Source organism: Granulosicoccus sp. 3-233 (assembly GCF_052681095.1).
Window position 1 is genome coordinate 1 of the sequence record NZ_JBQYLE010000006.1, and the last position, 20,044, is coordinate 20,044.

19 protein-coding genes and 1 pseudogene are annotated in these 20,044 nt (G+C 56.2%); 14 read left to right on the forward strand and 6 right to left on the reverse strand.

Annotated features, from left to right (window positions below):
- The 3 genes and pseudogenes from ACUNV4_RS16110 to ACUNV4_RS16120 form a co-directional block, all read right to left on the reverse strand.
- Window positions 1–242: pseudogene (locus ACUNV4_RS16110) on the reverse strand (ISL3 family transposase); the annotation flags it as partial.
- A 197-nt stretch (window positions 243–439) separates the two neighbouring features.
- The gene (locus ACUNV4_RS16115; RefSeq protein ID WP_430879612.1) at window positions 440–1,312 is read right to left on the reverse strand and encodes an alpha/beta fold hydrolase; all 873 of its coding nucleotides are present in this window, start codon (window positions 1,310–1,312) and stop codon (window positions 440–442) included.
- A 65-nt stretch (window positions 1,313–1,377) separates the two neighbouring features.
- Complete coding sequence (locus ACUNV4_RS16120; protein ID WP_430879613.1) at window positions 1,378–2,523, reverse strand: dimethylsulfoniopropionate demethylase; 1,146 nt, start codon at window positions 2,521–2,523, stop codon at window positions 1,378–1,380.
- 223 nt (window positions 2,524–2,746) lie between these two features.
- On the opposite strand from ACUNV4_RS16120, the gene coxB reads away from it, so the two are divergent.
- Genes coxB through ACUNV4_RS16145 form a run of 5 tightly spaced genes read left to right on the forward strand, consistent with a single transcriptional unit; the run spans window position 2,747 to window position 8,497 of the window.
- A complete protein-coding gene (gene coxB, locus ACUNV4_RS16125) occupies window positions 2,747–3,694 on the forward strand; it encodes a cytochrome c oxidase subunit II (protein ID WP_430879614.1) in 948 nt (315 codons plus the stop codon).
- The gene (ctaD, locus tag ACUNV4_RS16130) at window positions 3,694–6,252 is read left to right on the forward strand and encodes a cytochrome c oxidase subunit I (RefSeq protein WP_430879615.1); all 2,559 of its coding nucleotides are present in this window, start codon (window positions 3,694–3,696) and stop codon (window positions 6,250–6,252) included. The genes coxB and ctaD overlap by 1 nt, the downstream gene beginning before the upstream one ends.
- Window positions 6,253–6,255: 3 nt before the next feature.
- Window positions 6,256–6,696 (forward strand): hypothetical protein, encoded by a 441-nt coding sequence (locus ACUNV4_RS16135; RefSeq protein ID WP_430879616.1) that lies wholly within the window; start codon window positions 6,256–6,258, stop codon window positions 6,694–6,696.
- Complete coding sequence (locus ACUNV4_RS16140; RefSeq protein WP_430879617.1) at window positions 6,693–7,307, forward strand: cytochrome c oxidase assembly protein; 615 nt, start codon at window positions 6,693–6,695, stop codon at window positions 7,305–7,307. The genes ACUNV4_RS16135 and ACUNV4_RS16140 overlap by 4 nt, the downstream gene beginning before the upstream one ends.
- On the forward strand, window positions 7,304–8,497 hold the full coding sequence (locus tag ACUNV4_RS16145; RefSeq protein WP_430879618.1) for a c-type cytochrome: 1,194 nt from the start codon (window positions 7,304–7,306) through the stop codon (window positions 8,495–8,497). Before ACUNV4_RS16140 ends, ACUNV4_RS16145 begins: the two co-directional genes overlap by 4 nt.
- A gap of 18 nt (window positions 8,498–8,515) precedes the next feature.
- Here ACUNV4_RS16145 and ACUNV4_RS16150 read toward each other — a convergent pair whose 3' ends face one another.
- Window positions 8,516–9,040, reverse strand: a complete 525-nt coding sequence (locus ACUNV4_RS16150; RefSeq protein ID WP_430879619.1) for a phage tail protein — start codon at window positions 9,038–9,040, stop codon at window positions 8,516–8,518.
- 402 nt (window positions 9,041–9,442) lie between these two features.
- Between ACUNV4_RS16150 and ACUNV4_RS16155 the strand changes: the two genes are divergently transcribed.
- Entirely contained in the window at window positions 9,443–9,679 is a 237-nt protein-coding gene (locus ACUNV4_RS16155) for a hypothetical protein (protein ID WP_430879620.1), read from the forward strand.
- Between the two features lie 10 nt (window positions 9,680–9,689).
- On the opposite strand, the gene ACUNV4_RS16160 is transcribed toward ACUNV4_RS16155, so the two are convergent.
- Window positions 9,690–10,079, reverse strand: coding sequence for a RidA family protein (locus tag ACUNV4_RS16160; protein ID WP_430879621.1), 390 nt, complete (start codon window positions 10,077–10,079; stop codon window positions 9,690–9,692).
- Window positions 10,080–10,230: 151 nt separating this feature from the next.
- Between ACUNV4_RS16160 and ACUNV4_RS16165 the strand changes: the two genes are divergently transcribed.
- From ACUNV4_RS16165 to ACUNV4_RS16195, 7 genes are read left to right on the forward strand one after another with little or no spacing between them, the layout of a single operon-like run.
- A complete protein-coding gene (locus ACUNV4_RS16165; RefSeq protein ID WP_430879622.1) occupies window positions 10,231–11,220 on the forward strand; it encodes an ABC transporter substrate-binding protein in 990 nt (329 codons plus the stop codon).
- Window positions 11,221–11,240: 20 nt separating this feature from the next.
- Window positions 11,241–12,056, forward strand: a complete 816-nt coding sequence (locus tag ACUNV4_RS16170; protein ID WP_430879623.1) for an ABC transporter ATP-binding protein — start codon at window positions 11,241–11,243, stop codon at window positions 12,054–12,056.
- On the forward strand, window positions 12,053–12,922 hold the full coding sequence (locus ACUNV4_RS16175; protein WP_430879624.1) for an ABC transporter permease: 870 nt from the start codon (window positions 12,053–12,055) through the stop codon (window positions 12,920–12,922). Before ACUNV4_RS16170 ends, ACUNV4_RS16175 begins: the two co-directional genes overlap by 4 nt.
- Entirely contained in the window at window positions 12,919–14,175 is a 1,257-nt protein-coding gene (locus tag ACUNV4_RS16180; RefSeq protein WP_430879625.1) for a cytosine deaminase, read from the forward strand. The genes ACUNV4_RS16175 and ACUNV4_RS16180 overlap by 4 nt, the downstream gene beginning before the upstream one ends.
- A 9-nt stretch (window positions 14,176–14,184) precedes the next feature.
- Window positions 14,185–15,591: an FAD-binding oxidoreductase gene (locus tag ACUNV4_RS16185; protein ID WP_430879626.1), complete on the forward strand. Its 1,407-nt coding sequence runs from the start codon at window positions 14,185–14,187 to the stop codon at window positions 15,589–15,591.
- On the forward strand, window positions 15,588–16,169 hold the full coding sequence (locus ACUNV4_RS16190) for an NAD(P)H-dependent oxidoreductase (protein ID WP_430879627.1): 582 nt from the start codon (window positions 15,588–15,590) through the stop codon (window positions 16,167–16,169). Before ACUNV4_RS16185 ends, ACUNV4_RS16190 begins: the two co-directional genes overlap by 4 nt.
- An 11-nt stretch (window positions 16,170–16,180) precedes the next feature.
- Window positions 16,181–16,975, forward strand: coding sequence for a creatininase family protein (locus tag ACUNV4_RS16195; RefSeq protein ID WP_430879628.1), 795 nt, complete (start codon window positions 16,181–16,183; stop codon window positions 16,973–16,975).
- Window positions 16,976–17,066: 91 nt separating this feature from the next.
- Here the strand turns inward: ACUNV4_RS16195 and ACUNV4_RS16200 are convergent, their stop codons facing one another.
- Complete coding sequence (locus ACUNV4_RS16200; RefSeq protein ID WP_430879629.1) at window positions 17,067–18,722, reverse strand: acyl-CoA dehydrogenase family protein; 1,656 nt, start codon at window positions 18,720–18,722, stop codon at window positions 17,067–17,069.
- A gap of 73 nt (window positions 18,723–18,795) precedes the next feature.
- On the opposite strand from ACUNV4_RS16200, the gene cfa reads away from it, so the two are divergent.
- Window positions 18,796–19,956, forward strand: a complete 1,161-nt coding sequence (cfa, locus tag ACUNV4_RS16205) for a cyclopropane fatty acyl phospholipid synthase (protein WP_430879630.1) — start codon at window positions 18,796–18,798, stop codon at window positions 19,954–19,956.
- Window positions 19,957–20,044 lie beyond the last annotated feature (88 nt).

The window sequence follows — 20,044 nt, forward strand, 5'->3', positions numbered from 1 at the left end:
TCGGCAACCCGACTCACGGTCATATCGCGGCACAGATTGCCCACATGCATGGCGAACCGCTGCGTGTATCGCGGATTTTCAGCCAGCCAATCCAAATGCTCTACGTGCACTGACGCGCAACGGGGACACTTGACCCGCCAACGTTCGAACTCAAGATAGATGCGCCAGCCAGCGACAGACAGGTCACGCACTCGAAGAATTTTGCGATCGTATCTGGATTTGCATCGGTACCCACATTGCGAACATGTTGCTGTTTTTTTCGCCGCTGCAAGGTGATGACTCGAGAATACCGGTCACCGAAAACCCCCTTCAACATCGAACGGGCAGTGAACCCAGGAAAGCAGAAAAGCGATCGGATTGACTTTGGGTTTTTCATGCTGGAAGCTTACCCGAAAAACGAAACAACTTTCCAGTCAGCCAATCTCAACGAAAACACTGTCTACGCAGATACTTTCAGCAATTTGTCACTGAAAATGACCCACACGAATCCGCGTAGACCCAATGATTCTAATGCTTGCAATACAGACTCGGCCCCTCTGGTGAAGGGCAGGTGGTCCGCGTCATCGAGCTCCAACATTGTCGCACCGGGGATCTGACTTGCCATGTTCCGGGCACCATCTATGGGAAAAGCCAGATCCGTGCTGGAGTGAATCACCAGTGTTGGAACCCGAATCACTGGCAGGATAGGCCGAATGTCGATTTGTGCATTCATGCGAAAAAGTCTCACTGCGTCGTGCGCACTGGCGGACATTCGCAACATACGCGCCCACCATTTGCGAAAACGTGGGTCACAGGCCATTGACGGAACACGTGATTCAATGGCAATCGGTGTTCCCCAGTCATTCAGCATCTGCTGGCAGGCCTCTTCGGTTTGCAAATCGCTCGCGCCCCATGGATAGTCAGGAGCCCAGGAGCGGCGCGAATATCCACTGGCCAGTATCAAGCGCTTTATCCGATCCGGGTAAGTCGCCGCAAACAGACAGGACATGGGTGCGCCCTCTGACCAACCGAAAAGTGTCGCAGAAGTTGACCCTACGGCATCCAGCAGTGCTCGAACGTCATCCATGCGCACCTCCAGTGAAGGAAGATCGTGAACTCGGTCCGATAGCCCCGTGCCGCGCTTGTCAAATAGAATGACGCGAGAGAATTCGGCCAGATACTCCACGAAACGAACATATTCCGGACATTCCCATAACACCTCCAGGTTTGAGATCCATCCAGAAATGACTAAAAGATCCTGAGGCCCGTCTCCGATGACCTGGTAGGCAATGTTCACATCGCCACTGCTTGTATAACGAATCTCTGGTGTCATTCAAGCTACCCGATTCCGTGTTGAGATAAGCTATACCTCCAGAAGTTGATTGATAATGTACCTATTCAGGTACGAGTCTTCAGCCCCATCTGATCCAACTTGAACGGTAACTCGCTGAACACAGCGTCATACTCGAGGTTGTTGCACAGCAGTGTCAGAACTCCCTTGCTCTCCTGCAAAGCGGCAATCAACTCGGATTCCATATAAGCAAAGCAGATCCACGCATCGTAACGCGCCGATAGCGTCTGCGAGGTGATATCGCCCACTGGCTCACCATCGACCAACAACTGACTATGGCGAGAAGCCACGGGAACCCCCGGTGCTACCACCCCTACCAGGCGACTGGGTACGCCTTGTTCACGCTGTGCCCTGAGCGCATCCATACTCATGCTGGGCAGATCGGCATCCAGCTGGCAATAGCGATCCAGCCCACACTGCAACGGCGTGTGCCGGTAGTCCATATCACTACCGAAGGAAAGGAGCCCGGTTTCCATTCGCTCGATATTGTTCGGGCAACCGTGCCCGACGTTCAGGTCGGCGCCAACGACGAAGAACTCATCCCAGACGGCTTGCCCGAGTTCGACATCATCAATGTAGATTTCGAATCCACCCTGTCCGGACCAGCCAGATCGCGCAACGATGAACTCATGGCTATGGTATGGCAAGCGCTTGTAGCGAAAGAATCGCGTTGAACGGACCTCCTCACCGAACACGCGTGCCATCAAGGTCTCTGCCTTGGGCCCCTGTACGGCAATGGGCCAGACATCCGGTCGACTGATCTCGACATCAAGGCGCATTCCATTGGCAAGCCCCCTTGCCCAGAGATAGATGTCGGAATCCGCCAGACTCAGCCACCAGGTGTCGTCACTGACTCGTATCGCTATCGGGTCATTCAGGATATGACCATCCTCATCACATAGAGGAACGTAGAAGCACTGATCTGCTTGTGCTTTTGACAGGTCTCGCGGAGTCATCAACTGTACCAGCTTCTCGGCATCTGGCCCCTTGAGCTGAACCTGCCGCTCGCAGGAAACGTCCCATACCTGAACATTCTCGACCAGATGCCAATAATCCGCTTCCAGCGAACGAAACCAGCTGGGCAAGAGAGTATGATTATAGACAGTGAAAGATTGTGCACCACCTACCAGGATGCGATCGGTGAAGGGAGTTTCTCGCAAACGCCTTGAGAACGTGATCAAGGGTAGAGTCATTGGCGTCTTCACTCAGCTGAATGGATATTCAGAGATTTTGTACGCGGAAACGAAAAGAATCAAATATTTTCACCCCCGAGGTACCCCTACGAATCAACACCCCTTGTAGATTTTACCCTTGCGTGCCTCGTTGACCGGGGAAGCTATGCTCTGACGGTCGCCAATCTGTCGTTCACGCATGACAAAGCCGAGTTCGATCCAACAGCTTGTGACAGCAGTCCTCGTGCTCCCGCTCGGCGGCTGCGGTGGTCTGCAATCCACCCTTCAACCTGCCGGGAAGGAAGCTGCCGAGATAGCGACACTCTTTCACGTGCTGCTGGTAGGGGCCGTGGTGCTGTGGCTGTTGGTCAATGGCATTTTCCTCTATGTCACCAGACTCAACCCTCGCCCTCTGTCTCGCAGGGCCGCCGAGGGCTTGATCATCGGCGGAGGTATCCTGTTCCCCACAGTGTTGCTGGGAATATTACTGGCCTACAGCATGTCCTTGATGAGCAGCCAGAGAGAAACCGGAAACGCAGCCACATCGGTCAGCGTAACCGGTGAACAATGGTGGTGGCGTGTGCAATATCGACGCGAGGACGGCTCTCTACTCGCCTCTGCCAACGAATTGCGATTGCCAGCCGGTGAACGCACCGAAGTGACACTGACGTCGAACAAGGTCATTCACTCCTTCTGGGTGCCGGCGCTGGCCGGCAAGATGGACATGTTTCCGGGCAGAGTCACTCGACTGGCACTGCAACCCGAGACAACGGGAATATACCGGGGTCAGTGCGCCGAGTTCTGCGGCACATCCCACGCTCTCATGGCCTTTCAAGTCGTGGTCATGACGCCGGAAGACTTCGAACGCTGGCTCGAGGAACAGGCAACTCCCGCCGCAGAACCCGAGGGAATGCTGGCCATGGAAGGTAGACAGGCTTTTCTGCGCGAAGGCTGCGGGGCCTGCCATACCGTTCGCGGTACACCGGCGGCAGGAACTACCGGGCCTGATCTCACTCACGTGGGAGGCAGAACCACCCTGGGTGCCGGCATTCTACCGAGCACGCCCGAAGACTTCACCCGCTGGATTCAGCATACCGACACCATCAAGCCAGACGTCTACATGCCCTCCTACGATCATCTTGACCAGACAGTGCTGGAAGCACTGGGTCACTACCTGAAGGGATTGATGTGATGAGCCAGTGCAAGGACCCGATCGGATGCTATCCGCCCACGGAGGCCATGCTCGACGAGCCCGTCGATGAACAACGACAGGAAGCTTCCGAACGGCGGCTGAGAGATGCCTGGAAAACACCGACGGGCTGGCGCTACTGGTCGGCGGTCAACAATTCGGAAGTGGGCAAATGGTATTGCCTGACAGCCTTTTTCTTCATGCTGTGTGCCGGTGTTCTTGCTCTGGCCATCCGGGTGCAACTGGCGGTGCCAGAGAACGATTTCCTGAGCGCTGACCGATTCAACCAGTTCTTTACCATGCACGGCTCGGCCATGATGTTCCTGTTTGCCGTGCCGCTGTTCGAGGCCATTTCCATACTGATTCTTCCCGGCATGCTGGGCGCTCGGGACATGCCGTTTCCACGGCTGTCAGCATTCGGCTACTGGTGCTTCCTGATCGGCGGCGTCTTTGTCCTGGGCTCGGTTCTCTTCGACGCAGCACCCGATTCAGGCTGGTTCATGTACCCGCCCCTGGCTATTGAATCCGAGGGCGTCGGTTCCGACATCTGGCTGCTGGGCCTGTCGTTCATCGAGATCGCGTCCATCGCTGCAGCCGTGGAGCTTATCGTCGGTGTGCTGAAATGCCGTCCTCCCGGCATGCGCATCAACCTGATGCCGCTCTACGCCTGGTATGTTCTGGTCGTAGGCGGAATGATCCTGTTTGCCTTTCCACCACTGATAGCGGGTGACTTGCTGTTCGAACTGCAGCGCAGTTTCGACTGGCCGTTCTTCGACCCGGATCGCGGTGGAGACCCCATGCTCTGGCAACACCTGTTCTGGATATTCGGGCACCCGGAGGTCTACATCATCTTTCTGCCATCCATCGCTATCGCGGCCATGGTGGTGCCAACGGTGGCGCATCGACCGATCGTTGGCTATTCCTGGATCGTTCTGTCGGCAGTGGGTACCGGTTTTCTGTCCTTCGGTCTCTGGGTGCACCACATGTTCACCACCGGACTTCCTTCCCTGTCACTCGGGTTCTTTTCAGCGGCCTCGGAAGCGGTGGTCATTCCCACCGGTATTCAGCTGTTCGCTTTCGTGGCGACCCTGATGGTAGGACGAGTGACCCTGAATGTGCCCATGCTGTTCATCGCCGGGGCGCTTGCAATATTCACCGCTGGCGGTCTCACCGGGGTCATGCTTGCGCTTGCACCCTTCAACTGGCAGGTGCACGACACCTACTTCATCGTGGCGCACCTGCATTACACATTGTTCGGCGGCATGATCTTTCCAGTGCTGGCGGGCATCTACTACTTCTATCCGATATTCACCAAGAAGACCCTGTCACCACGCCTGGGAAAATGGTCGTTCTGGCTGCTGTTCACCGGCTTCAACATCACCTTCTTGCCCATGCACCTGACGGGGCTGTTGGGAATGCCACGCAGGGTCTATACCTACTCAAGCGGACTGGGCTGGGACTGGCTGAATCTCGTCTCTACACTGGGGGCCTTCATTCTGGCGGCAGGCTTTCTGCTGTTCGCCTGGGATCTGCTGCGACCAAAATCACGCGAGCCGGATTCGGCACGTAATCCCTGGAATGCCGGTACTCTCGAATGGACACACGATGTTCCCGAGGAAGCCTGGGGCATTCGCTCCATTCCCTACATCGTCAGCCGCTACCCGCTGTGGGATCAGAAGAAAATTCTGGAACGCATCGACAGCGGCCGTTTCTATCTTGCCGATGCTGCAGAAGGCAGACGCGAGACCCTTGTGACATCGGTACTGGATGCCAGGCCGGTTCAGTGCATGCGAGTGACCGGGCCTGCCTGGATCACGCTGATTGCGGCCATGTTCACGGGTGGCGCCTTCATCTTTCCCACGTTTCATATCTACACGCCCGCCATCATCTGCGCAGTGCTGGCAGTTGCCTGCATTCTGTATTGGCTGTGGACCTCGACCGCTCCCATCCCCAAGCAGGACAGCAAACCGGTCGGGCTCGGTCTCAGTCTGCCCATCTACGCCTCGGGTCCGGAATCTGCCGGCTGGTGGGGGGTCTGGATCACCATGCTGGGAGATGCCACCGCCTTCATCAGTCTGGTATTCGGTTTCTTCTTCTACTGGACAACCAGGACAGATTTTCCACCTGCTGGTAGTGAGCATGCCGATCTGTTGCTCATGCTGCTCGGAGGAATTGCGCTATTGGGTGCGTGGGCCCTGACGCTGTATGCTCGTGACAGCAACAGCAAGGCGAAAGTTGCCAGAGCACGGCTCGCGTTGATCACAGGCATGCTCAGCTCCCTTGCCGGGGTGGCGTTGGTCATCGGGTCTGTCAGGTCAACCGGTATGGATCCACAAGCGCATGTGTACCCGGCAATCATCCATGCCCTGCTGCTGTGGTTGACGGCTCATGTTGTCGTGGGAATCATCATGCAGGGGTATTGCCTGGCGGGCAGCCTGTTCGGGAAACTCACCCCACGCCATGACGCAGACTTGCAGAATATCTGCCTGTTCTGGCATTTTCTGGGATTCACCATTGTTGTCTGTGTGCTTGTCATGGGCATCTTTCCGCGGTGGCTTTGAACCATGAATGCATCGATATCCAACAACACCAGTGAGCAATCGGAACCTCCGACTCACGACCAGGATGAACGCGAATTCGCTGAAGAGGCCGATAGTCTCTGGTGCATCGTATTCTCACCACTGGTCTGGGTCTTTCATTTTCTTGGCTGCTATATCGTCACGGCCATCGTCTGCACGAAGATGCCTGAGGCCGACTCCATTTCGGAACTGCGCTGGTTCATCCTCTGTATCACGCTAGCCAGTCTTGCCGGCATCGCTGTCATTGGCTGGCGTTCCTGGAATCAATGGGGATTTGTCGAAGATGGTGTGAAGGATCAGTACCTGCCCACGGAAGAACATCGTCATGAGTTTCTTGCTCATGCCTCGTTCCTGTTGTCCATCGTGTCATTCATCGGGGTTTGCTACGTGGCCATTCCGTCGATGTTTCTGGATAGCTGTCAATGAGGGCCATCACTCCATTCAGCCTGCTTGCAGGGCTTGGTGCCTGCGCGCTGGTCTGGTTGGCCCCACTGACCAAGCTGGGTCTGCCTGACTTTGCCATTCACATGATTCGGCACATGACACTGGTGAGCATCGCAGCCCCCTTGCTGGTGCTGGGCACGCCACGGCTCTGTCAGTCCCTGCCCTCCATACCCCTGCTGGCCTCGTTTGCAGAGTTCGTCATTGTCTGGACCTGGCACATGCCTGGCGCCCATGACTTGACACGAAACAGTGGTGGATGGCTGGTCTTCGAGCAGGCATGTTTTCTCGTTACCGGCCTGCTGCTGTGGGCATCCGTACTGGATCCTGATAAAGCACTGGCAGGCGCCGGTGCACTCCTGTTGACGTCCATGCACATGACCCTGCTGGGTGCGTTGATCATTCTCAGTCCACGCACGCTGTATTCACATGCCGCCCACGCCGACATGGTTCACTCTCTCGAAGCGCAGCAATTGGGCGGCATGATCATGTTGGTGATCGGCACACCCATCTACCTGCTGGCAGGTCTCTGGCGAATTCGCGACGTTCTCAAGACACCCCTGCCCGAGCCATCATCACGGAATTCCCGACCATGAGAACCGCCTTCCTGACACTGGGCTCGGTGTTGCTGGCAGCCGCGCTGATAGGCACAGCAATCATTTTCTTCGGTCTGTTCAATGTGTCCGCCCGCGGAGGTCACTGGCCGGCCATCAGCTGGGTACTGCATACCAGTTACCGTCAATCGGTGGCACTGCGTGCACCTGCCGCCAATACAGTACCCGAGCTGGATGATGAGGACATGGTGGCGCTGGGTGCCAGGCATTATCAACTGTCGTGTGCAGCCTGCCATGGAGAGCCGGGGGGCAGGCAGCTTCGAACCATGACTGCCATGCTGCCTGCACCACCACGCATCGAGGAGGCCGTGTCCGAATGGGAGCCCAATGAGCTCTTCTGGATCATCAAGCACGGTGTAAAGATGACCGGAATGCCGCATTGGCCCGCACGTGACCGTGACGACGATATCTGGCCTGTTGTTGCATTTGTTTCTCGGATACCCCGGTTTGAAACCGGGCAGTACCGGTCATTGTTGAGCCTGGAAAACCAGCCGCCCGCATCTGCTTCGCCGTCATTGCAGGCATCTGACACTCACCTGGCTGTCATTCACGATTGCGTCCTGTGTCATGGCCAATCGGGATACACAGACAATGACCACGTACCTCGATTGGACATACTCAGTCGGGAATACCTGTCGGCCACATTGAAGGCCTATCGCGATCAACAACGCAGCAGCGGCATCATGCAACAGGCCGCATCCTTGCTGGATGATGACACCATCGAGGTGCTTGCAGCCTTCTACGCATCATCGCAAACCGCACCTCGGGGTGCCAACATCAGTGACAGAGACCCCAACGGCACGTTGACAATGGAAGAGGATACGACGGCGGCGTCTGTGGAACGAGGACGACGGCTGGCCACGGGCGGTGCTGCCTCAACAACCGCTGATTCCATGCCGCCGTCAGGGGCCGATATTCCAGCCTGCAACGCCTGCCACGGCCCCTGGCCTGAATCGCTGTCTCCACATTACCCGGCCCTTGCCTCTCAAGCGAGGCAATATCTTCTCGCTCAATTGCAGTTGTGGAAATCCGGCACCCGAGGCGGAACACCGATGGCAAAACTGATGCACGAGTCAGTACCAGAGCTGGATTATCAGCAGATGGCTGACCTGTCCGCATACTATTCGACCTTGTCAGGAACAGATGTCACCGACCGGTCACTCGAGAAGTGATGGTTGCTTCCAATAAACTCAACTTCTGCCCGGATATTCGCCTCGCAACGCAATCACGAAGTTGCAACCGAGGTACGGGTTCTGTACCGACACTTCATCGTTCCCGGATGAATTGACTGAAATCGAATTATCCGAAAGCTTGTGCAAAGACGCATCTGCCTGAGCTGCGTACATCTCGTTACCACAGGCAGCGCCAGCCAGCATGTTTCCCTCGGGAGACCTTGCGGTGGCATCAGTCTCCACCCCATGCAAGACCGCTGAATGTGCGTGGCCAGGTACTTCTGAAATAGTCGGCCTGCCACCACTTTCACCGAGACGATAGTTGGGTAATCCAGGACCTTGACCGGCATGCAATGGCACTCTACCTCGCAAATCCGGCAGTCCGAATGATGTTCGTCCATCACCACCGTAGATCGTACCCAACAAGCTGAATAGTGCATCGTTCTCTGCAATTGCCAGCAATTGTCCATTGCAATACGCCCAACCACGCGGCGCAAAGTTGAAACCAACGATTCGTATTTCACCGACGAACGGTTCTGACATGGCTCGACTCCAGCGACTTTGACTGATTACCAATCCTGAGGGCCTGACACAAAGAAGCTATCACACTGCAACCACCTCGGAACTACCGATCCGGCTATCCATAAGTGTAGCAGGGGTTGCATTTATCCACCCTTGCAAAATATACATGATATCAAATCGATCATGGAGCCAATGGACCAAGCCTGATCGACCGTCGTCACCACGAGCGGGCGCTCGGGGCCTGGCTCCCTTTTCGATTCGACGTCGAATGACAGGCAGCTTCCAATCAACTGACGCTTCCTGTGTCCTGGGTATTGGCAGCCATGATGAGGCTATCGGTGAATCAGGAACGTCTTGTAGCATGCTTCCTCGACAATCGGGCCGAGTCTCTACTCATGAGTCCGGCGGACTTCGGCAAGGACCATGAGCAATCAGGCGCATCACTATTTGCATCAGGCCTATGCATTTTTAGCAGCGGACAAAGTCAACCGGATTGACTTAACTTCAAGTCACGGCTTTGAGCGTGACTTTCAGGAGGGATCTCATCGGTCGGGAATGGCCGAACAGGAAACACCAAACACTGACCTGTCATCATCCGGATCGGGACTCAATCGCCCCGATCCGGAGGAAAACCCTCAAACAGACAAACGACGCATATGAGATCGAACAATCAGGGCAGTACCGCAGTCACTTCGATCTCGACAACAAATTCCGGACGTGTGAACCCGCTCACTATCATCAGTGTAGAGGCTGGCAAATGGGCAACCCCTTCCAGCCAGGCGTCACGCGCTTCCATGTACCCGGCCATGTGTTCTCGACCGGTGACAAACGCATGAATCTTCACGACATGGTCGGCGCTGGTACCCGCCACAAGCAGGATGGCGTCGATGTTGTCGAAACACAATTCGGCCTGTGCTCTGGCACCATCGGGAATGGAACCATCCCGGCGAAGCGCCAGCTGACCCGAGGTCAGCACCAGTCCACCGGAGTCAATGACCACCCCGTGAGCATATCGGGCAAAGGGCGGTGCGATGGACTCCGGTACAAGACTCTTGATCATGACTTGACTCTCCAATGAACGGATCTGGTGGGTTGCAGAAAAAACACGAGTCTAGATGGTTTCCTGTCTTGCTGCGCACACGCAACCTGGCGCGGCTGCAAGGGCACGGACTCATCAGAACTCGATACTCGTCACAACTGAGACCGCAAAGATGAAACTGACCTGGACTGCATTGTCTGTATCCCTTCTCACTGCTGGCGCTGCACAGGCCGAGTTGACCGATGTGACCTTCGGCAGCAACTGGCTGGCACAGACAGAGCATGGCGGCTTCTATCAGGCAGTTGCCGATGGGACCTACGAGGCGTGTGGACTGAACGTCTCCATCCTGCCTGGTGGCCCACAGGTGAACAATCGCGCCCTGTTACTGGCAGGCAAGATCGATTACCACATGGGTGGCGACATGCTGCAGGCATTCAATGCCGTCAAGGAAGGTGTCCCCATCGTGGCCGTTGCCGCCATGTTTCAGAAAATACCGCAAGTCATCCTGACTCACCCGGGAAAGGCAGATTCCTTTGAAGATCTCAAGGAGCTCAAACTGCTGGTTGGCGACAATGGTTATCAAAGCTACTACCAATGGATGATTGCCCAGTACGGATTCTCAGCAGATAACCGCGCGCCCTACACATTCAACCCGGCACCCTTTCTGGCCGACGACAACACTGGCATGCAGGGCTATCTGTCCTCCGAGCCCTACCTTGTCGAAAAGGAAGGTGGATTCGTACCGGACGTGTTTCTGCTGGCAGATGCCGGTTACTCGACCTATGCCACCACCATTGAAACCATGGCACCTACCATTGCCAGCAAGCCTGAAGAGGTAGCCTGCTTTGTGGAAGGTTCCATCACGGGTTGGTACAACTACCTCTTCGGTGACAATGCCGCGGCCAACGAAATGATCATGGCCGACAACCCTGAAATGACGCAGGACAAGATCGACTTCGCCATCTCGAAATTGTTATCCGAAGGCATCGTGATTTCCGGTGATGCAGAAACCATGGGCATTGGGGTCATGACGGATGAGACGGTCAAGGATTTCTTCGACAAGATGGTCTCGGCCGGCGTCATTGAAGCCGACGTCAACTACACCGATGCTTTTACTACCGAATTCGTGGGCAAGGGAATCGGCATGGAACTGGTCAACTGAGCCTCCCTGCGCGCCCTGACATGAACGCATCGACACTGACAGATCAACCCATCGTTGATGTGACAACCCCGCCAAACGGATGCCGCCTGCTACTCGAGATGAGTCACGTGGAGAAGTCCTTCAATGGTGATGTTGTTGCACTACGAGACATGAATCTGGCGGTAAACCAGGGAGACTTCATTTCTCTTCTGGGACCATCAGGCTGTGGCAAGTCGACAGCCTTGCGACTGATCGCTGGACTGACACGCCCTACATCCGGGTCCATTACCTGGGAGGGTGGGCAGAACGAAGGCGATCTGGGTGTGGTCTTTCAGGAACCCACCCTGATGCCCTGGGCAAAGGTGAAGGACAACGTCTGGCTGCCATTTCGGCTGCGTGGCAAGCGATACACGGATTACAAGGACGAGATCATGCACGCATTGGAACTGGTCGGTCTCGATCAGTTCCAGAATGCCTACCCACGGGAATTGTCGGGCGGTATGAAAATGCGTGTCTCCATCGCCCGGGCCATGGTAACCAAGCCCCGGCTCATCCTGATGGATGAACCCTTCGCCGCCCTGGATGAAATCACTCGGCAAAAGATGAACAGCGATCTGCTGGCCTTGCGTGACGCCATTGGCTGCACGGTGATCTTTGTCACCCACTCCGTCTTTGAATCCGTTTTCCTGTCCGACCGAGTCGTCGTCATGGCGGCTCGACCCGGTCGCGTGGTACGCGAACTCGCGGTGGACATCGAAGGCCCACGATCCGATGATTTTCGAACATCCATGGAGTTTTCACGACATGCGCGTGATGCGTCAGATGCCCTTCAAGAGGCCATATCGGTAGCATCATGAATCCACAGCTAATGCCGGAAAAGGTATCTCTACCACCAACCATCATCGATGCAGAGGAAGCCGCTCTTGCGAGTCGCCAGAGGCTGTATCGAATCGGTCGCTGGACACTGCCTTCGCTGGTGCTGGTGCTGGCCATCGGTGCCTGGCAGGCCTATGTGACACTTGCTGAAGTCCCTCACTACATTCTGCCGTCGCCACTACTGATAGCACAGACACTGCTCGGCGACTGGAACGTGCTGTGGCCTGCCATGCAGATTACCGGACGCCTGACCTTGATGGCACTGTTGCTGGCGGTCATTGGTGGTCTTGCCATTGCCGTGGCATTCACGCAATCGAAATGGGTAGAGATGTCCCTTTTTCCCTACGCGGTGATTCTGCAGGTGACGCCTGTAGTCGCGATAGCTCCCTTGTTGCAGATCTACATGGACAGTGCATTCTCCGCGGCCCTGTTATGCGCCTGGATTGTTGCCTTCTTCCCCATTCTGTCCAATACCGCGACCGGGCTGAAATCCGCCGATCACAACCTGCAGGACCTGTTCAGCATATACGGGGCTACCGGCTGGCAACGATTGCGTTATCTGGCCGCACCCTCGGCACTGCCCTACTTTCTCGGCGGGCTGAAGATAGCCGGTGGACTGGCACTGATCGGGGCAGTCGTCGCAGAATTCGTCATCGGGCGTGCCGGAACCGGTCTCGGCCTGGCATCCACACTGCTCGAAGCTTCTTACCGGTTCAACTTCGGGCGCCTGTACGCAGCTCTGGTACTGATCTCGGTCATGGGTGTTGCCATATTTGCACTAATGAGCCTCATCAGTCATTTCGCCCTGTATCGCTGGCACGAGAGTGCCTTGAAGCGCGAAACATGAAGGACTTCATGACGCTACCCGCAGGGCCAATGACCCTGTGCAATGTCACCATACCGGCCTGCCTTGTGGATCAGCCGGGCGACCTCGTATGCACCGACATCGGTATCGCTGATGGTCTCATCACGGAGCCCGTGGGCAATAAAGTCGACATGAAAGGTGCCATGGCGCTGCCGGCCTTCGTCGACATGCACACGCATCTGGACAAGGGCCACATCATGCCGCGTGCATGCAACCCGGATGGCTCCTTCATGGGAGCCTTGCAGAGTGTGCGCGCAGACCATGCCAATTGGCGGGCCGACGATGTGTATCGACGAGCCGACTTCGCACTACGCTGCGCCTACGCCCACGGTACCCGTGCCATACGCACACACCTGGACAGCCCTCCTCCGCAGGACGATATCTCCTGGCCTGTGTTCGATCGTCTACGCGAGGAATGGGCCGGCAGAATCGAACTGCAAGGTGCCTGTCTGGCCGGCTGCGATCTGATCGACCTGCCGGGACGGTTTCAGCAGACGGCAAGTTTGGTTGAACACTATGGCGGTGTGCTTGGCATGGTCACCTATCCCATGCCGGGGCTGGACGCCTTGCTGCACGACTTCTTTGCACTGGCGGCAGAGCTGGATGTACCTGTTGACTTGCACGTGGATGAAACCATGGACCCGACAGTGGAGACCTTGCGCAGCATCTGCCAGACAGTACTGGATTCCGGCTTCAAGGCGACGGTAACTGTCGGCCATGTCTGCTCCCTGTCTACACAGGATCATGACAGGGCAATGAACACTCTGGACCTTGTGGCACGGGCCGGATTGAACGTCGTCAGCCTGCCCATGTGCAATCTCTACCTTCAGGACCGCCAATCCGAACTGACGCCGCGGCGTCGCGGTGTCACGCTGGTACACGAGATGAAGCAGCGTGGAATACCGGTCAGCTTCGCCTCCGACAACACCCGCGACCCCTTCTACGCCTATGGCGACCTGGACATGCTGGAAGTGATACGCGAGGCAACCCGCATCGCTCATCTCGACCATTCCGATGACGACTGGATCAAATCCTTCACCTCCGTTCCGGCAGACAGCTGTGGCTTTGCGCCCGTATCCCTGAACAGGGGAAGCCCGGCAGACCTGGTGGTCTTTCGCGCGCGCAACTGGACAGAACTACTGGCCCGCCCGCAATCCGATCGTATCGTCATTCGACAGGGTCAGTCCATTGACCGCATCTTGCCCGACTACGCCGAACTCGATGATCTATTCTAAGTGAGAATCATGACTCCCAACGTAGAGGCCGCCAGAGCGGCTCTGTCGCATCTTGATCTGATCGAAAAGCCCAAACTGATTCGCACCTATTCAAGGGATTGTTTCTGGTATTCGCCGGTACTCAAATCCCGAATGGATCACCTTGAAGCCGACTTCATTGCCTGCCCCCGTAATGAAGCCGATGTTATCGAGATATTGCGTACCTGCTACACGCACGACGTACCCGTAACAACCCGCGGCGCCGGTACTGGAAACTACGGTCAGGCCATGCCCATGCGTGGTGGCTGTGTCATGCACATGCGACACATGAATCTCGTCAAGTCCGTCGCCCCCGGACGCGTGATTGTCGAACCCGGTTGCGTCATCAAGGATCTGGATGCCCACTGCAAGGCGCATTCAGGCCAGGAGGTCAGAATGTTCTCCAGCACATGGGCTTCAGCCACCATTGGCGGTTTCATCGCTGGTGGCTCCGGCGGAGTCGGCTCCGTTACCTGGGGTTCACTTCGCGACCTTGGCAACATTCTCCGACTCAGGGTAGTCACCATGGAGGCGGAACCGCGTGTACTGGATTTCACCGGCGAGGAACTCTCGCGAGTGTCTCACGCCTATGGTACCAACGGCATCATCACCGAACTCGAACTGCCGCTGGCCCCAGCCTATGAATGGACCGATGTGCTGCTGAGCTCCAGGGACTTCACGGCAGCGGCAACGTTTGCCGACGAACTGGCCAACGAGGACGGCATTCTCCTCAAGCTGGCCAGTGTCTACGAAGCACCGACAGCCCATGCGTATTTCAATCGTGTGGCCCCCCATGTCACTGACAAGGATCACCTGGTGGGTTTGATGATCGCCCCACACAACATGGATAGCTTCCTGACCTTTCTTGCCAGACGCCCTGCGCTGAAGATGATCTACCGTTCCGACGATTGCGACTGGCAAAAAAAGCCCGGTCCGGTCTTCGAGTTCGGCTGGAATCACACCACTTTGCGCGCCATCAAGGTAGACCCTTCCATCACCTACTTACAGGTACGCTATGGATACCCTGACCATATGAACCTGATCGAGAAGATGCGACGGGCATTCCCGGCAGGTGAAGTCATCCAGCATCTGGAGAGCATACGCATGGAAGGCAAGGTAGCCTTCGCAGGCCTGTCCCTGGTCAAGTTCACCACCGAAGAGCGATTGGACGAGATCATTGCCATTCATGAAGCGGCCGGTGCCCTGGTTTTCAACCCTCATCGTTACACGCTCGAAGAAGGTGGCCGCCAGCACGCGGACGACACACAGTTGTCATTCAAGCGAGAGGCTGATCCCAAGGGCTTGCTCAACCCGGGAAAGGTGATCACCTGGGATCGCCCCGACTGGGATTACTCCCGCATGTACGATTTCGCCAATGACCGCAGAGAGCAGGCATGACACACGCACTGGTACTCTATGCTCATCCCTGTCCCGAGAGCTTCAATGCTGCCGTGCACCAGGTTGTCGTTGACACACTGAGCAGCCGCGGCTGGCAGGTAGATGATTGCGATCTGAATGCAGAAGGCTTTTCTCCCGTACTGACCGAACTCGAGCGACGCCACTACCATGATGAACCTGACAATATCGCGACTGTACAGCCCTATGTAGAACGCCTGCAGGCAGCGGATGTGCTGGTCATGGTGTACCCCGTATGGAATTTCGGTTACCCCGCCATCCTGAAGGGCTTTCTCGATCGGGTGTTTCTGCCGGGTGTGAGCTTCAAACTGCAGGACGGAGGCATTCGCCCGGGACTCACCAATATCAAGACCCTGGCGGCCTGCTGTACCTACGGAGGCAATCGCTTTCGCGCCATGCTGAACGGTGACCCACCGCGCAAGAATGTCACACGTGCCGTCTGGTACTCCTGCGGAATGCCGAAAAAGAGATACATCGCGTTGTACGACATGAACAACAACACCGAAAAACAACTGACAGCACATTTGCATCGCGTCAGAAAAGCCATGGAGGTGTTGTAGTGGAATCGATGATGACACGACGACTGGATTGGGCGGAACGACGAGCACCTGAGTTTCAGTGCATCGATACCAAAAAGGCGATAGCCGTACTGCCCACTGCCGCAATCGAACAGCACGGCCCGCATTTGCCGGTGGGTACAGACACGATGATCATGCAGGGCATGCTCGAGACATTCAGACGAAGCTGCCCGGATGACATTGACCCGTACATCCTGCCCATTCAGGCTGTCGGTAAATCCAATGAGCACCTCTGGGCAAGAGGCACTCTGACCTTGTCTGCCACCGAGGCCCTGTCGGCGTGGACGGCCATCGGGCTGTCTGTTGCAAGAGCCGGTTTTCGCAAGATCGTCATCGTCAACAGTCATGGTGGCAATCTTGACCTGATATCGATACTCACACGCGAATTGCGTGTCCAGGCCGATATGCTGGCCGTGAAATGCCAGTGGGGCAGCTTCGGTTATCCGCAAGACATGTACTCGACTCACGAGTTGGCTTACGGAATTCATGGCGGAGACGTCGAGACATCCTTGATGCTCGCCTTCGAACCGCACTGCGTTGACATGTCAATGGCTGCTGATTTCATCTCGAAAGCGGAAACCACAGCGATTTCTCCCATAGGCCCCATCAGCCGTGGCTGGATAGCCTCCGACCTGAATGACGATGGCACCGTGGGCAATGCCTCGGCAGGGACTCGAAAGAAAGGCGAAGAGACTGCGATCCATCAGGTAAACGGGTTCATCGAGTTGTTGCGCCAGGTTCGGGATTCGCCCCTACCTGCCGACCAGACGAACAACATGCCATCGTAGCCGCCCGAAGCAATTGCAGATTCAAGACTGCTGCTTACGCCGATGATCCACTTCGCAGGTATCAGAGAACCACGGCGGCATTGAACACCACTCAGCCCGCCCAGGCGCGATCAAGAATTTCTCCGGCCGATCTGATATCAGCCAGCGTACCGTAGCAGCGAGAGCCGGGCTGCTCCAGGCGACTGTCAACGAACAGATCGAACATCGATTCAGGGGCGAATTCTCGCAATAGAGAGCACTGCAGCAGCAAGGCCATGTTCTCCACACAACAGCGCAGAAGCGCCGGTTCCTGCTGACAACGAGCGAGCGACTGTTGCAGCCTGTCGAAACGTTGCCTGAGAACAGGCTTCTCACCGAGTACGGGTTTCACCACGCCATTGAAGGTCTCCAGGCAGTGGGGGGCACGCTGGATGACTCGCAGCAGGTCCAGGCAGATGACATTGCCAGACCCTTCCCAGATGCTGTTGACGGGTGCTTCTCGATACAAGCGTGGCAACATCGATTCCTCGATGTATCCACCACCACCATGACATTCCATTGCTTCGTATATGAACTGTGGTGCAAGCTTGTTTATCCAGAATTTCCCGATGATCGTCGCAAGGCGCGCGAATGCCTTCTCCGCCGAGTTCATCATCGCGTCGTCGACCGCCTTGGCAATACGCATGGCAAGCAGCGTTGCGGCTTCCGACTCGAGCGCAAGATCCGTCAGAACATTGCGCATCAACGGCTGCTCGATCAGCAGCTTTCCAAAGGCCTTTCTGTGACGAGCATGATGAATGGCTTGCACCAGCGCCTGACGCATCATGCCCGCCGGTGCGACGGCGGCATCCAGGCGCGTATTCTGGACCATCTCGATGATGGCAGTCACTCCCTCGCCTTCTTCACCCAACCGTCGCGCCCAAGTGTCGAGGTATTCGATCTCGGCAGACGCATTGGACCGATTGCCCAGTTTGTTCTTGAGTCGCTGAATGAATATGCGATTACGAGTTCCATCCTCACAGAAGCGAGGCACCAGAAAACAGGTGATCCCTCCCGAGGCCTGAGCCAGAGTCAGAAAGCCATCCGACATGGGAGCGGAACAGAACCATTTGTGACCACGAAGACAATATTCGACGGAATCTGCGCGTTCACTCAGTCGCCTTGCCTCTGTCGAATTGACACGCACATCCGAACCGCCTTGCTTCTCCGTCATGGCCATTCCGATGGTAATGGATCGCTTTGCGCTGGCCGGCATGAATCGCTGATCGTATTCATCGACGATCGAGCGTGTACGGAAAATGTCATCAGATGAGAGAAATTGCATCAGCACGGGATGTGCTGCGTTGGTCATTGCCAATGGACAGCACACACCCGGCTCAAGCTGAGTCAGGAGAAATTGCATGGCGGCGCGCGCTACATGCCCATGAACCGGATGTGTCCAGGCGGTGGAATGTATGCCCAGCCCCATACCCAGCTGCATGAGTTGATGATAGGCGGGATGGAAGTCGACCTCATCGATCCGATGCCCGAAGCGATCGAAACCGTTCAATACCGGGGGATTCTCATTGGCCTTGAATCCCCTGTCGATCCACTGCTCGTCGCCCACAGCACCCCCAAGATCCTGCAGTTTGTCGCGAAGTACACTGGCAAGATCAGCAGGAAGGGATGCCTGCAAAGCGGCGTCACGAGAAAACGCGTTGTACCCGATCAAGGAAGGTGGCTGATTGGTAACTTTATGAGTAGCCCATGGTTCGTGGAATATATTCATGAATGCACCGTTCTGCTGATGGAAAGAACCGTACGAGTGCACTGACGTTGACAAGAATGTGGAGGAATCAGCCATGTCGACACTCAGGCATGCTTTGCAGCAACATCTGTTCACCAGTGATTCTGCGACCTACCGCGATTATCTGCAACAGTTGGCCGAACGCGCGGATATCGGTCTCGAGGGTGTGCGCCCCTGGGACATGACGGTCCACAATGATGGACTCTGGCGGCGTATCGTTTCGGAAGGCTCACTCGGTGCCGGCGAAGCCTACATGGATGGCTGGTGGGACTGCCGAGCTCTGGACGAACTCTTTGCGAGAATCTTGCGCGCCGGCATAGACCGCGAAATGGTCTCATTGAACAATCTACGCCTTGTATTGAGTGCAAGACTGCAGAATCTGCAAACGCCGCGCCGAGCGGTCTCGGTTGCCCACAAGCACTATGATCTGAGCTCGGAGTTGTATCGAGCCATGCTGGACAATCGCATGATCTACAGTTGCGGATACTGGCACCAGGCAACCAGTCTTGACGAGGCGCAAGAAGCCAAACTTTCGCTTGTCTGTCGCAAACTCGATCTGCAACCGGGCATGCGCTTGCTGGATATCGGCTGCGGATGGGGCGGCGCTGCCCGCTACGCAGCGGAGAACTTCGGCGTGCAGGTCACCGGCATTACCGTCTCTCACGAACAGGCCCGTGTTGCGGAAGCGACATGCGAGGGCTTGCCCGTTGAAATACGGGTTGCTGACTATCGAACAATGGATGGCCAGTTTGATCGAATCATGTCCATCGGCATGTTCGAGCACGTGGGTTACAAGAACTACAGAACCTATTTCCGGAAAGCGTTGAATCTGTTGTCTCCCGACGGTCTGTTCCTGCTGCACACGATTGGCAGTAATCTGTCCAGATCGATCACGGACCCCTGGATTGAAAAATACATCTTTCCAAACTCCATGTTGCCCTCGGCCGTACAGATCACCCGCGCATTGGAAGGGTTGTTCGTCATCGAGGACTGGCATGGATTCGGGGCGGACTATGATCGTACACTGATGAGCTGGCACGCCAATCTGCAAGGGAACTGGACAAGACTGAGTCCGTCATTCGATGAACGATTTCGCCGCATGTGGACCTACTACCTCCTGTGCAGCGCAGGCGCTTTCCGTGCGCGTTCGAATCAGCTCTGGCAGTGGTTGCTGTCACCGAAAGGCATACCAGGAGGCTGGAAAACCGTTCGATAGGAATCATGCTTGCAGACAAACATGGATGCGGAAAACGACAGATCGATACCTGTCTCTTCCTGTCGGCTGGTCGCTCGCTCCGATGCAC